Source organism: Kamptonema sp. PCC 6506 (assembly GCF_000180455.1).
Classification (GTDB): Bacteria; Cyanobacteriota; Cyanobacteriia; order Cyanobacteriales; family Microcoleaceae; genus Kamptonema; species Kamptonema formosum.
Map to the genome: position 1 here is coordinate 1 of NZ_CACA01000324.1, position 12,750 is coordinate 12,750.

Annotated in this window: 11 protein-coding genes; 4 read left to right on the plus strand and 7 right to left on the minus strand. The window is 44.7% G+C overall.

The features are described from left to right. Nucleotides 1–38 precede the first annotated feature (38 nt). The 3 genes from OSCI_RS21365 to OSCI_RS21375 all read right to left on the minus strand — a co-directional run bounded on the left by OSCI_RS21365 (nucleotide 39) and on the right by OSCI_RS21375 (nucleotide 5,190). Nucleotides 39–2,537, minus strand: a complete 2,499-nt coding sequence (locus tag OSCI_RS21365; RefSeq protein ID WP_019486777.1) for a serine/threonine-protein kinase — start codon at nucleotides 2,535–2,537, stop codon at nucleotides 39–41. Nucleotides 2,538–3,645: 1,108 nt separating this feature from the next. Next, entirely contained in the window at nucleotides 3,646–4,701 is a 1,056-nt protein-coding gene (locus OSCI_RS21370) for a YheT family hydrolase (RefSeq protein WP_007357226.1), read from the minus strand. Nucleotides 4,702–4,809: 108 nt separating this feature from the next. Beyond that, a complete protein-coding gene (locus OSCI_RS21375; RefSeq protein WP_007357227.1) occupies nucleotides 4,810–5,190 on the minus strand; it encodes a hypothetical protein in 381 nt (126 codons plus the stop codon). 70 nt (nucleotides 5,191–5,260) lie between these two features. On the opposite strand from OSCI_RS21375, the gene OSCI_RS21380 reads away from it, so the two are divergent. Further along, nucleotides 5,261–5,884 carry a hypothetical protein gene (locus tag OSCI_RS21380; RefSeq protein ID WP_007357228.1) on the plus strand — a complete coding sequence of 208 codons (624 nt, stop codon included), beginning with the start codon at nucleotides 5,261–5,263 and terminating at the stop codon, nucleotides 5,882–5,884. A 32-nt stretch (nucleotides 5,885–5,916) separates the two neighbouring features. On the opposite strand, the gene OSCI_RS21385 is transcribed toward OSCI_RS21380, so the two are convergent. From OSCI_RS21385 to OSCI_RS21400, 4 genes are all read right to left on the minus strand, one after another. Next, on the minus strand, nucleotides 5,917–6,597 hold the full coding sequence (locus tag OSCI_RS21385; protein WP_007357229.1) for an SRPBCC family protein: 681 nt from the start codon (nucleotides 6,595–6,597) through the stop codon (nucleotides 5,917–5,919). An 18-nt stretch (nucleotides 6,598–6,615) separates the two neighbouring features. Then, nucleotides 6,616–7,779 carry a hypothetical protein gene (locus OSCI_RS21390; RefSeq protein WP_007357230.1) on the minus strand — a complete coding sequence of 388 codons (1,164 nt, stop codon included), beginning with the start codon at nucleotides 7,777–7,779 and terminating at the stop codon, nucleotides 6,616–6,618. 473 nt (nucleotides 7,780–8,252) lie between these two features. Next, nucleotides 8,253–8,531, minus strand: a complete 279-nt coding sequence (locus tag OSCI_RS21395; protein WP_007357231.1) for a photosystem I reaction center subunit PsaK — start codon at nucleotides 8,529–8,531, stop codon at nucleotides 8,253–8,255. 149 nt (nucleotides 8,532–8,680) lie between these two features. After that, nucleotides 8,681–8,896, minus strand: coding sequence for a chlorophyll a/b-binding protein (locus OSCI_RS21400; RefSeq protein WP_007357233.1), 216 nt, complete (start codon nucleotides 8,894–8,896; stop codon nucleotides 8,681–8,683). A gap of 549 nt (nucleotides 8,897–9,445) precedes the next feature. On the opposite strand from OSCI_RS21400, the gene hflX reads away from it, so the two are divergent. From hflX to grxC, 3 genes are all read left to right on the plus strand, one after another. Continuing rightward, nucleotides 9,446–11,065 carry a GTPase HflX gene (hflX, locus tag OSCI_RS21405; RefSeq protein ID WP_007357234.1) on the plus strand — a complete coding sequence of 540 codons (1,620 nt, stop codon included), beginning with the start codon at nucleotides 9,446–9,448 and terminating at the stop codon, nucleotides 11,063–11,065. A gap of 422 nt (nucleotides 11,066–11,487) precedes the next feature. After that, the gene (locus tag OSCI_RS21410; RefSeq protein WP_007357235.1) at nucleotides 11,488–11,805 is read left to right on the plus strand and encodes a PEP-CTERM sorting domain-containing protein; all 318 of its coding nucleotides are present in this window, start codon (nucleotides 11,488–11,490) and stop codon (nucleotides 11,803–11,805) included. A 193-nt stretch (nucleotides 11,806–11,998) separates the two neighbouring features. Further along, nucleotides 11,999–12,256: a glutaredoxin 3 gene (gene grxC, locus OSCI_RS21415; RefSeq protein WP_007357236.1), complete on the plus strand. Its 258-nt coding sequence runs from the start codon at nucleotides 11,999–12,001 to the stop codon at nucleotides 12,254–12,256. The last annotated feature ends 494 nt before the right edge of the window (nucleotides 12,257–12,750 follow it).

A 12,750-nucleotide genomic window follows, 5' to 3' on the forward strand; every position in this document is an offset into this window, starting at 1 on the left:
GCTCCCCTGCCCCCCTGCTCCCCCGCTCCCCCGCTCCCTTACTGCCGCCACAGCTTGATCGTATTATCCTTGCCCCCACTAGCGATAGTCTTACCATCGGGGCTAAAAGCAACCGTGTAAACCTCATTAGAATGCCCTGTCAAACTATTCAGTAAGACTCCACTCCTTAAATCCCAAATCTTAATCGTTTTATCCTTACTCCCACTAGCAATAGTCTTACCATCCGGGCTGATAGCAACAGATACGATTTCCCCAGAATGACCGTTCAAAGTCCGAATTAACTCCCCAGTAGCCAGATTCCAAATCTTAATAGTCCGATCGTAGGAACCGCTAACTAATGTTTTTCCATCCGGGCTAATTGCAACCGACCTCACCTGATCTGAATGACCATCAATAGTATTAATCAACCGACCAGTTTCTACATCCACAATTGTAATCGTCTTATCCTTAGAACCGCTAACCAAAGTTTTCCCATCTGGACTAATAGCAACCGAATAAACATAATCGGAATGATCCGGCAAATTGTAAATTAAATCCCCAGTTGCTACATTCCAGGTTTTGGATGTCTTGTCGCTGCTACCGCTAGCTAAAGTTAGTCCGTCAGGAGCGATCGCTACAGACCAAACCGCAGCATCGTGATCGACAGTACGCACTAATTCCCCCGTTTTCAAATTCCATAGTAGAATTCTCCAGTAAGAAGTGCCGGCTGCTAGCCGCGTCCCATTCGAGTTAAAAGCAACAGACCAAATTGCCGATGAATCTCCATCAAAACTGCGGATCAGATTCCCCGTAGCTAAATCCCAAATCTTAATCGTTTTGTCCTTAGAACCGCTAGCTATGGTCAAACCATCAGGACTAAAAGCAACAGCTCCAACTGCATTGGAATGCTCAGCAAAATTCTTAACTGTTACGTTTTTCCAGTTAGTACCATCCTGGCATTGCTTGACAAGGAGTTGAGCATCTGCATAGCGACTAGAACTATTATTAACTTTTTCTCCCTGGTTGATACACTCCTGATAATTGCTCTCTTTATAAAGAGCATTAATTGTATTAAGTTGTTGCGATTCTTGCTGGCGGCGTTGCTGCAACTTCTGCCACTGAAGATAGCCGTAAATAGCAGCAACTACAGCTAAAATAGCAGCAATGCTTGCCCCAATTAAGTAAGGATTTATTCTGCGATTTTGTGGCTGCGGTATAACTGTAAGATTCCGATTTATTGGCGAAACTTGTCCGTTAGATATCGCTTGTGGTAGACCATTGTCTGCTATCCGCGACCCTGGAGGATAAAATCTCCCTGGTGGCTGGTCAGAACTCTGCTTGGGCTGTGTAAAACTTAAAATTAGGTTCTGTAATTTGACGAGTAAGGATTTGGGGAGGACGCGACTTTCGATTAATTCTATATCTTGATCTGTGAGCCCTAAAATTTGCTGCAAGCGTTTCAATTCGTCACGAGTATCCTTGGCAAAGGGATATTCCTGCTGCATCGATTCAACTAAAGCCTGCTCGTACTGCTGCGCCTTATCCTTGAATTTTCGGTAAGGGTTTAATACTTCGTCTTCAATGGCATCTGCTTCTTCTGGCAATAGTTCTAGACTGTTTCGCAGTTCGGCTAAGATTTTGCGGCCGACAATTGAAATTTCCCCTCGATGGCTAGCGCGGCGCTCTACTTCTTCCCGATATATGGTAATTTTAGGAACTCTAGTTCGAGAGCGATCGCTAACTCTTTTGAGATCGGCTACAGCTTCCGCAGCAGACTGATATCGCTGGTGAAAATCGTAGCGTACCATGTTGTCTAAAACATCTGCCAGCTCTTGACTAACTACAGCTAAATGTCGCCAAAATATTTCGCCCCCATGAGGATTATCGCGATCTCGCAGTTTTGGTAATTCATAAGCAGGCAACCCCGTAAGGGCCTGAATTCCGATCATCCCTACTGCATAGATATCGCTGTTTAATTGTGGGTTGTATTGAAATTGTTCAATTGGCATATATTCCAAGGTGCCAATCCGAACTGTAGCCGGCTTTTGACCGCGATCGAGGTTAATTTCTTTAACTGCTCCAAAGTCGAGCAAAACTAATTTGCCATCTGACTGCCGCCGGATTAAATTTCCTGGTTTAATGTCTCGGTGAATCACCCCGTGTCCGTGTACGAACACGAGAATTTCTAAGACTTCTTTCAATAGCCTGACAACTTGCTCTTCCGACAGCGGTTTTCCTGGTAAAATCTCGCTGGCTAAGGAATAGCCGGGAATAAATGCTTCTACTAAGAAAAATTCTTGATTTTTCTCAAAGTAAGCAAATAACTGAGGGATTTGTTCGTGCTGGCCGAGCTTTTCTAGAACTTCTGCTTCTTTTTCAAACAGGCGGCGGGCAGTCTCGATTAGTTTCGGATCGTTACTTGCAGGCCGCAGATGCTTGACAAAACATTGCGGTTCCCCAGGGCGGCGAGTATCTTTAGCTAGATAAGTTTGTCCAAATTCTCCTGTTTCTATGACTTCAATGATTTGATAGCGTCCGTCCAAAAGTTGGCTAACCATGAAAACAACCCAGCTCTTTTTTGGTTGATGGTGGCATGAAAAATTTTCGCTGCCGTTGGTTGATGTTTTAGGAGAGAGAAAAGCGCCAATGCGATCGCACGCCATCGGCAGAGTTATCTAGATGCTTTGAGTTGAGTTGAGGCGGCGACTCATTTACCTTCAAGCATTTGAGTCAATTTCCAATTCTGGAATTTAGGCACTACAGGTAACAATTCTCCTGCCATTGCGTAACGCCCCTAGTTGGAAGTGCGGCGGTTCGCCCTCCGCAGCTCTCTCCAGTGACAAACTTTCATCTGTAATTAAACGAGCACAACCCTGGTCTTGTAAAATACCTCTAAGCCGACGAATTATTGTTACCAGTTTATTGTCAAACTCAATTATGTACTAGATGTGGACAGACTAGATTCTACCACAACGCGCCTTCTGCGATCTAGTTTTGTGTCTGCCCGTCTAGCGATCGCTCAACGGACACGGTTTTTCTCCACAAGCTCACTAGCAGGCTAAGGCTAAGGGAAAAGGCTATTGCTGGTAAGCTTTCTGGGAATTAGGATCTTACTTTTTATAAAGAAAATGCTGAAAACCCCTGAGAAACAGCAACGCAGTTGCGTTATGCAGAAGAATTTAGGCTGAATTCTGGCTTTGGGTTTCTTTTTCAAATTGTTTCCATCTCTACAAAAATTGCTTTTCGCTTTATTTTTTCAATATTTGCAAAGCTTGATATGCCAAAAACAAGAAACCCAAAGAACCCAAAGCCGTGACTCCTTCTACTATTAAATCGGCTGTCAAAAATTCACCCATAACAGTGTCCTCCTACAATTAATTGCGATTTTTGATTGGGATTGAAAAAATCTAGAAAAACTTATGTTTTTAGTTTTTCCTTGTCTGGTCTATCGATTATAGCAACCGCCACGACAGTTAAGACATTCTTAATTCCTACCAGCATAGATTCTCAACCCTTCTTCCCCGATCGTCATAGTCCCTAGCCCCCTGTCTCTAGCGATCGCACTCCTGAGTCTTTAGAGTCGCCGGGTTTTTATACCATTTTCCGATCAAAAATGATATCACAGCTACTAGATAATTAAATCCTTTTTTCTGCTGCTATTTCATCTCAATTAACAGTCAATGTGTCGAACCACTGTAAAATCCGATTCCAGGCCCACCAGCGATCGCGATCGGCAAATTGATGCTGACAGCGTTTACTACTGATATACCCGACATGACCACCGTAGGCTGTCAGCACTAATTCTAAGGCTGGATTGTTGGCACTAATGGCTTGCAACTCAGAGACAAGAATGGGGTCAAACATCGGATCGTCCGCTGCATACAGGATAAAAGTGGGTTTTTTGAGGTGAGGCAAAATGTGTAGAGCGCTGCTAGCGTCATAGTATTCTTCTACAGAGGAGAAACCTAACCGCCCAATGACCAGTTCATGGTCAAATCCCCAAATGCTATTGGCGCGTTCAATGGCCGCCGGATCGATCGCCCCTGGATGTGATGCGGCGATCTGTTTTGCTAGTTTTTTTAACTGTCGGGCGATCGCTTTTTCTAAAAATTTCCCCCATTCATCTTTAACCAGATAAGACAGAGAACGGTTCGAGTCTAAACTGGGACAAATCACCGCCGCGCCTGCTAGTTCTGACTCTTCGAGTCCTAAATCAGGCCCCCAATCTGCGATCGCCTGAGCTGATTTTACAGCCCACAATGCTAATTGTCCCCCCAGGGAATAACCCGTGAACCAAAAAGGGGCGGGACATCCCATCTCTTTCGCAGCCGCAGCAATCCGAACGAAATCTTCGCCTTCGTATAGACCATCAGAAGTCAGCGTAGGAGAAAGTTCGGCAGTTTTGCCGTGAGCTCGCCAGTCAAAGAATACCACTGCACAGCCTTGGGAATAGGCTTTACGACCCAGTAGCCGAAGAAACCATTGATTATCCAGATCGCCAGTAATCCCGTAAGTGCCAACAATGGTATATCGGGGATTTTCGGGAATCGCAACTAGACCGAAAATCGGTACTCCACAAGCACCAGTAAAGATATGTTCTTGGTAAGGGGGCTCTGGATCGGAGATCGTTTTTTCCCAATGGCGACTAGCCCTTAATGCGCCGTACAACGTCATTAATAGGCCATTGTTAAGCAGCCAAGGTGGAGTATAGCCAATGGTCATAAGTGGATGTCGAAAATATCTGTCTCGTTGGTGGAATACTTTTACTGGACAGGTTGGTTATTTTAGCGAATAACCCTGGAAAAAGCAATGTTTTTTGAGTAAATGCACTCAAAGTCCTAAACTTTGCCCTTTACTATCTCCTGACTTTGACGGCCAGCGAACCGTCAGAATTATAGAATCTTCCTCAGCGAACCAATAATGAGACACACCCGGACACCAAAGAGCATAATCACCTTCACCAGAAAGCAAGACCTCTGACTCTGGAAATTGAATCCGAAATCGCCCTTTAATTAAAATAGAAAGTGTAGTAGCTTCAGTATTTACAGCCCACTGAGTTCTACATTCCCCTGCTTTATGAGTCCCCCATTTTACCTCTAAAACAGACGTTGAGCGAGGATCGTCATTAGGAGTTATAAAGTGACCCGCGAACCAACCTCCGCGACTTATACCTTCAATACCAGCATTTCCAAAAACAACTTTAGGCGGCATCAGCAAACCCTTCTCCGAGCGGGTAATTTATATTATAATAATATAAACCTGATTTAATTACTCAAACCAAATGAGCGAGTTCCACTGGTCCACCATCTTAATAATATCTCTAATTGTAATTGGTAGTGGCATCACCGGAGCTTTAATTCAAAGAGCTATTTCTACTTTTAAGAAGCGCACGCAAACAATTGGTCGCAGAGTTGATATATTTCCTTCCTTTGATGATACTTTGGGGACATTATGCCACAGCACAGACATCAAAATTTCTGACGGAACCACAGAATATAGATACAAAGAATTACATATTGTTCAAATTCAATTGACCAATCAAGGCAACTACAGTTATGATGACTTTAAATTTGGCATCTCTTTATCAGAGGACAATCTTGCCGTCTACATAGAGGCGCAAGTACCTAACCGCCACCATCAGGTAGAACAACTTACACCTGTAAGCTTTTCTGAACCTAAATCACAAATTGACTTGCTTTTACGCCCTCTTAATAAAAAAGGCACTTATACGCTGCGTTTGTTGATTTTAGTTCCTGAAGGAAGCAAAGAGACAGGCGAGATTCAATTTAGCTCACCTCTCGACATTGAATTTGTCCACTTACCTACCGCCACAGAAGTTCTAGAAGAAGCAGTCCGTTCAACGAATATATCCTTTGGCCCTTTTAGCGTATCTTTCCCTAAATAATCAATAGTCCCCCTATATGTAAACTCCACTACTTACCTACGGCCCGAAGATTGGCCTTCCACAGTAGCAATTTCGCCAGTTTCCATTATTTGCTTAAAGCGACGCAGATCGTCACCGATTTGCTGTTTCGGTTCTTCACCAAATAACTTAGCAAAAGCAGCAGTAATTGCACCGCCTGGGGGATTGTATTCAATGACAACTTTTACCTCTGTTCCTTGCCCTGTGGAAGCGGGTTGAAAACGCACAAAACCAGAATTATCAACATCTGCGCCTTCAACTGAGGCCCAAGCAATTAATCGGTTTTCCTGTTCGTTAATAATCTCCGCATCCCATTCGATGCTATTATCCATCGGTGCAGATGCAATCCAGTGGGAACGCTTGTCATCGATTACTTTCACAGATTTAAGGTGCTTCATGAAATGCGGCAAATTTTCAAAGTCCCGCCAAAAACGATAAAGTTCTTCAGGAGATTTATCAATTGTCACCGTCTTTTCAACTTTGATATTATCCATATTTTCTGCTGACTGTACTACATTTCCTCCACTGACACCGTGATAAGCTAAACCGCCACCTGCGATCGCCACCAAAGCGCCCCTCAAAGAACGTTGAGACAAACCGTAAAGAACCAGCGCCCCACCCCCAATTAACGATGCCCACCGTTCCTTATCGCCGCTATTACTAGCATTTTGTTGGTCTGAAGTTGTTGATTCCATTGCTTTAACTCCTATAAATTAATAACGAAAGATCGCAGCTATTGGTGCTGCTTCGGGGACTTTTTCAGGCGGAACAGCGTAGACAGTACCGCCGTTCAAAATTGTTTGAATAGCCGCAGAATTCAATAAATCTCGATCGCCGGCTTCCGCTTCTGAGTGAACTTGCGCCTTACCCGTTTCAGGATTAAAAGTACCCCATTTCTGAACGCCCATCGCCACAAATAATCGATCTACTCTTCCAAAATAAGCAGCCGAAAGAGTTTCATTTAAATCCGCAGAAGTTTTTTGAACTCCGGCAAGTTCCCGATATTGTTCGATCGCCTCTTCCTGTACCTGGGAAAACAAAGGTTCCACAATCGGCAGAGCTTCCGCCTGTAACTCTTCTGCCTTCCAAATTTTAGGATTTCCCGTCAGCCCTTCAGCAACTAGATGCTGGTAAGTATTTGCTTCTCGGTAAATCGGAAACAAATATTCTACTCCGGCTAGCACTAAGGGAGCTTTTTTGCCGTGTAAATGTTGGTGCACAGCCCGATCGATTATGTGGAAGTATTGCAGAATATCTTCCTGCTTCTTGTCGCGATCGGGACTTCCTTGCCCGTGAAAACTACCGGCGTGGGTGAAAGAATTATTAGTTCCTCCTTTTGAGGTACTAATGCGGTATTGCCCCTCTTTTGCAGTTTCATCATATTGGAGAGCTTGATCGAGGCTCTGAGGCAAGTTTTCTACTTCAACTTCCCTAGCGCTGTAGCGCGTACATTCAATCAGCCGGACTTCATTCTGGCTCAGCGCTAAAATGTAAAAAAGCCCATCACCCGCTACCAGTGGCATTAGCGGCTTAACATGAAAAGCATCGCTAACCACCACTAATTCCTCAAAGTCTATCGGTGATTTATAGTAGCGGAAAAATCCCGGAGCCGCAAAAATTGCTAAGACCTTGCTCTGCTCTTCCCAGAAGTTATCTTGCTCAACTTCTGCTTGGACTGGCTGTAACAATTCCCTGGCTTGTTTTTGCTCACAGCCATATTCTACTAATTTTTCCTCAGTCTCTCGAAGTAGATTTTTGAAGCGAATAGGATTCTGTTGAATATCTACCCCTTGGGTGACGGGCATATAAATCGATACGCACAATTCTTGGGGCTGTTCCACCAGGATTTTAAGTTCATCTACCGATAATAAGCTCATAATTGAGACTCCTTGCTCCAGTACGTTATCTAGTAGGTTATTAATAAATCCGCAGAGCGAACTCTCTAAATCAATAGAAAGATTCCTGTTCAGATAAGTCTCACTTACTTATCTCTTACAGACCTTTTTACTCATTCAGCTCGATGCGGCTACGGAGCCTATTTTAATAAACAATACTTCGGCTACTCAGGCTGTTACTTCTACCTAAAGGAATGAAAAGCTATCGGTTTAATTGTTATTAGGGATACAAAGATTTCCCTTGCTCTACCCTCACTATTACTTAAGCTCTGACTTAAGATAGAAAGTAAAGTGAGCCTAGTTCTGCTATTGAAATCGCTAATTTATCTTGGTCTGCACCCTGTCCTAGAAGAAGTTAGCAGGGTGCATTAAGCGCACCCTACTTTATAGCGTCTAAAGTCCTTATGAGTTTTCGGCTAAAAAGCCACATCTTCAGTAGCTTTTTTGCTCTCTTGCTAGATAACTTGGCTGTTATTGAGCCCCATAATTACGAGTACCCCCAGGAGATGACCCGCACTCATTGATGCCAAAAATGCAGGGACGCTAATATTATTGAAAAGCTCAGGAAAGGGTAGAGGCATTTTCGGCCCGACGTGGGGATGCCAAATTACACGGCTAAGAACGAACAAAGCCAAGAGATTGCAAATAAACATCACCAAGGGTTTTTGCCAATCACCCAATGCGCTGTCGCTAACAGCCGATTCTATTACTGCTAGTAAGTTTGAGTCGATCATGATTATTTCTCCTTCCTTACAAAATGAAAAAACTGTAACTAACTATGAAATGTTTGAGACAGTAGGGCTTGCCTAGCGTTAGATTTTTTTAAACTATCTGGCAGTTTTAGTATTTCCTAAAACTGCCAAATTGCAAGTAGAACCGATGATTAGCTAGGCAGAGGTAGATTGGGAAGGAAGTGTAGGACATCGCGCAGCACGCTATATCCAGCAAGATCCCACAGCAGATAAGCTAGGAAACCAATCATGGCTAAGCGACCGTTCCAAAGCTCTGCTTGGGGAGTAAAACCAAACAAGAAAGCATTGCGATCTTTCTCGTTATACGCATTAGCAACTTTGGGTAAATAGCTAGGAGGAGTTTCCATGATTTACATTCCTTTACATTCATTACTTTTACATAGTAGCCACCTAATTCCTGCACGGCTATCTGCCTTTAGGCTCAAAATCCACACAATTCTAAAGGATGACTTGAAAGATAATTGATAGTGATAATTTATACGGTAGGCGTAACTAGATGTGCTATTTGCAAAAAGGTAGTAAAATGTTATAAATAAACTTGAGATCGATCGTGCTACCCGACAATTTTTTTATTAAAATATTAACTAGACTTAGGCACTGATAAGGTAACGCCGTCTGTGTGGGAGTAAAGGAACGACCTATATTGGCGGTTAAGGCAAGAGGTTTGCCTAAGTCATACTTTAAAATAAACTCGATTTTCAGAGGAAAGACCTATCGACACTATCTACGGCAACCTCCAAGGTTTAAAGAAAAGCCAACTCAAGCAACTCGAAAAACTTTACCACCAGAGACTTCCGGGCGATCGCCTCGCGACACCGGAATTTGCTCAACGTGCTGCTGCTATCAGCACAGAAATTGACCAGCCTGTTTGTGCCTACGTCAACCGCCGGGGACAGGTGATTCGCGTTGGTGTGGGTACGCCTCGCCAAACCCAAATCCCACCCTTAGAATTGCCCCGCTATGGTCAAGGTCGTCTCAGCGGTATTCGCTGCATTGCTACCCACCTGAAACCGGAACCGCCTGGTGAAGCTGCACTTACGGCAATGGCAATCCAACGCTTAGATGCTTTGGTTTGGCTAACGCTTACTGGTGGAGGCTTTCAGCGGCGAGGGGGCGGCGGTGCTGGTTACATCAAAGAAACCTATCTGGCCCACCTAACGCCGGAAGGGGAGCGGGGGAGCAGGGGAGCGGGGGAGCAGGGGGGAGCGGGGGATATTGCTCCTGTACTTAACACTCAAAACCGCGAAGGGTTGCCAGAAACAGACCAATCTCTTAAGGCTCAAAATTTCTTTTGGAGTATGTCAGCGCCTTTAAGCTTGGAGGTTTTAGCTGAACTTGACTTTCAGGAGTGGGTAGAAGCGATCGAAGCTGAGTTTGAGCGGGAGTTTGTCGCCAAGCAGGTTGATGTAGACCAGGATAAGGTGCTGGTGGTGGGGATGATGACTCAGGATATGACCCCGCAACAATTTGAGGACGGACTGCTAGAATTGACTAGCTTGGTTGGTACAGCCGGGGGTCAGGTGTTGCAAACGGTGAAGCAAAAGCGATCGCGCCCCCATCCTCAGACAGTCGTAGGCGAAGGAAAAGTCGAAGAAATCGCTCTGAGCGCTCAGACAGTCGGCGCTAACTTAATAGTATTCGATCGCGATCTTTCTCCGGCACAAGTACGGAATCTAGAAACCAAAATCGGTATCCGGGTTGTCGATCGCACGGAGGTAATTCTAGATATTTTTGCCCAGAGAGCTCAATCTGGCGCTGGTAAATTACAGGTAGAACTCGCCCAGCTAGAATACAATTTACCGCGACTGACCGGTAGAGGTCAGGCGATGTCTAGGTTAGGAGGTGGGATCGGTACTAGAGGGCCCGGCGAAACGAAACTGGAAACAGAGCGACGGGCGATCGCTAAACGCATCTCTCGCTTGCAGCAAGAAGTTAATCAACTGCAAGCTCATCGTTCGCGGATGCGCCAGCAACGGCAACACAGAGAAGTACCCTCAATTGCGATCGTTGGTTATACCAATGCCGGTAAATCGACACTGCTCAATGTACTTACTAATGCAGAAGTTTACACGGCTGACCAATTATTTGCAACGCTTGACCCCACCACGCGGCGGTTAGTGATTGCCGATGCCGTTACAGAAGAATCCCTGTCTATCGTACTTACGGATACGGTGGGATTCATCCACGAACTACCCCCCGCTTTGATCGACGCATTCCGGGCCACTCTAGAAGAAGTCACAGATGCCGACGCTCTACTGCACGTAGTGGATCTCTCTCATCCAGCTTGGCACAGTCAAATTCGCTCTGTGATGACGATTTTGACTGAAATGCCCGTCACTCCGGGGCCCGCCTTGGTTGCTTTCAACAAAATCGATCGCGTAGACGGGGACACTCTGCGGCAAGCTCAGGAGGAATTTCCCCAAGCCGTGTTTATATCCGCCGCTAAGGCTCTAGGACTGGAAACTCTGCGTCAGAGACTAGCTCAGTTAATTTATTACGTAGCCTACCCTCGGTAAATACGTATAAATTTAATCGGGGGGTCATTGACAGGATGAAACTTACGTATATATACTGAGGACAGATGTCTGCAAAAGATGAGAGGATCGGGTAGGGCATCTTCAATTCGATCTGAACTACAACTTGGCGGCATTAATTTCAGGTAAGCCATGTATAATTGATTATGAGGAGGGTTGTGTGAAAATATATCCCTGGGTGGGCTGCTAGCAGCGAGAGATTGTTAGAATAGAGGGTAAGGACTGCCAGGGCAAAGCAAAGATGATGAGGGTATGCAGGGGACAGCCGAAACCGAAAAATTAGTTTCACCTTTCTTGTCCGCGATCGCAAACACACAGCGCTGTGACAGCCCTTATCAATTGGAAAACAACTTTGTTGCATTGTATTTATTGTTATCCTATTGCAACTGTTTAATTAACTAATTATGTCTACGCTACTGGCAAAACTAACTTGTGGACTCACTGCCGCTGCGGCAGTTGGGTTCTACTACCTAGCCGCAGCCCCTCCAGTTTTAGCGCAAGTTAACATTTGTGGGCCTGGCAACTATTCAGATGCCTGTGCATCGGATAGCAAAACCACCTCTAAGTCCACTAATACCATCACGGATGTTTATACAACTCAAGCATTGAACCAAGACTCAACTTCCGTTCCCGAACCAAGCACGGCGATCGCACTGCTGATGACAAGTGCGGCTATAATTTACTCTGCAAAAAAGCGAAAGCAGCTCGATCGAGACCACTAGACAGTAACGTTTTACCTCTAAAGCGGGACTGTCTATTTCACAGCGGCAAATTTTATAGTTCTTCCCCCTAAAGTAAACAAAATAATCTTAAAAATAAAGTTATACCTAGCCCGTAAGTAGTAACTGTACATTAATTTCATATTCCCCTGGTTAAGATTAAAATTAAGAAATATTGCTAATGTTTGAGAAACTTATGACTCCTAAAGTTGAAATTTACACTTGGAGAACCTGCCCCTTTTGCATTCGAGCCAAGTCACTGCTCAAGCAAAAAGGGATAGATTTTATCGAGTATAGCATTGACGGAGACGAAGCAGCGCGGAGTCAGATGGCAAAGCGGGCACAGGGAAGAAAATCCCTACCTCAGATTTTCATCAACGACCACCATATAGGCGGCTGCGACGACATCCACGCCCTTGAAGCTCAGGGTAAGCTAGATCCCCTCTTATCTTAGTTTGACACTCCCCGGTCTGAAGACGCGGGGATTCTTAAGACTTTCCAGCCTTAATATCCCTATTGCTAGGGTTTCCGGGCGCAATCCTTTTGCCCAAAAAGGCGGTCTGCTATCCTTGCCTTGCAGCAAGCTCCTCGGTCGTGACTTTCCTCCAGTCCGGGGGTAGGTTTTAACGTCTTTTACTGACGATTTAATCGTTTCAGAACTTGAGCATTGGTTGCGATTAATTATTTTGAGCATCCGTACTACTGTTAAGTTAGATACTTGATTTCTCAAAATTTACAACCTTTGACTATTTTTACGATACCACACTTGCCAGACTTTTGTGCAATTATGTAGATTAATCTGGTAAGCAGGATAAATCCTGCAATGCCCTTTCATCCCCAGGCTCAAGCCGAGCGAGTTTTCAGGGGATTTTTTTTATAAGGAACTGGCTAATAGCTAACTTAACCAATTCATTGTAGGATGGGTAAAGCATCTAGAGTTAGGTAATG

Excerpts from the sequence above, each read along its gene's own strand:
- OSCI_RS21365 (WP_019486777.1), bottom strand. The coding sequence starts at position 2,537 with ATGGTTAGCCAACTTTTGGACGGACGCTATCAAATCATTGAAGTCATA.
- OSCI_RS21375 (WP_007357227.1), bottom strand. The coding sequence starts at position 5,190 with ATGCCGCCTAAAGTTGTTTTTGGAAATGCTGGTATTGAAGGTATAAGT.
- grxC (WP_007357236.1), top strand. The coding sequence starts at position 11,999 with ATGACTCCTAAAGTTGAAATTTACACTTGGAGAACCTGCCCCTTTTGC.
- OSCI_RS21395 (WP_007357231.1), bottom strand. The coding sequence starts at position 8,531 with ATGATCGACTCAAACTTACTAGCAGTAATAGAATCGGCTGTTAGCGAC.
- OSCI_RS21400 (WP_007357233.1), bottom strand. The coding sequence starts at position 8,896 with ATGGAAACTCCTCCTAGCTATTTACCCAAAGTTGCTAATGCGTATAAC.
- OSCI_RS21410 (WP_007357235.1), top strand. The coding sequence starts at position 11,488 with ATGTCTACGCTACTGGCAAAACTAACTTGTGGACTCACTGCCGCTGCG.
- OSCI_RS21380 (WP_007357228.1), top strand. The coding sequence starts at position 5,261 with ATGAGCGAGTTCCACTGGTCCACCATCTTAATAATATCTCTAATTGTA.
- OSCI_RS21385 (WP_007357229.1), bottom strand. The coding sequence starts at position 6,597 with ATGGAATCAACAACTTCAGACCAACAAAATGCTAGTAATAGCGGCGAT.
- OSCI_RS21370 (WP_007357226.1), bottom strand. The coding sequence starts at position 4,701 with ATGACCATTGGCTATACTCCACCTTGGCTGCTTAACAATGGCCTATTA.
- OSCI_RS21390 (WP_007357230.1), bottom strand. The coding sequence starts at position 7,779 with ATGAGCTTATTATCGGTAGATGAACTTAAAATCCTGGTGGAACAGCCC.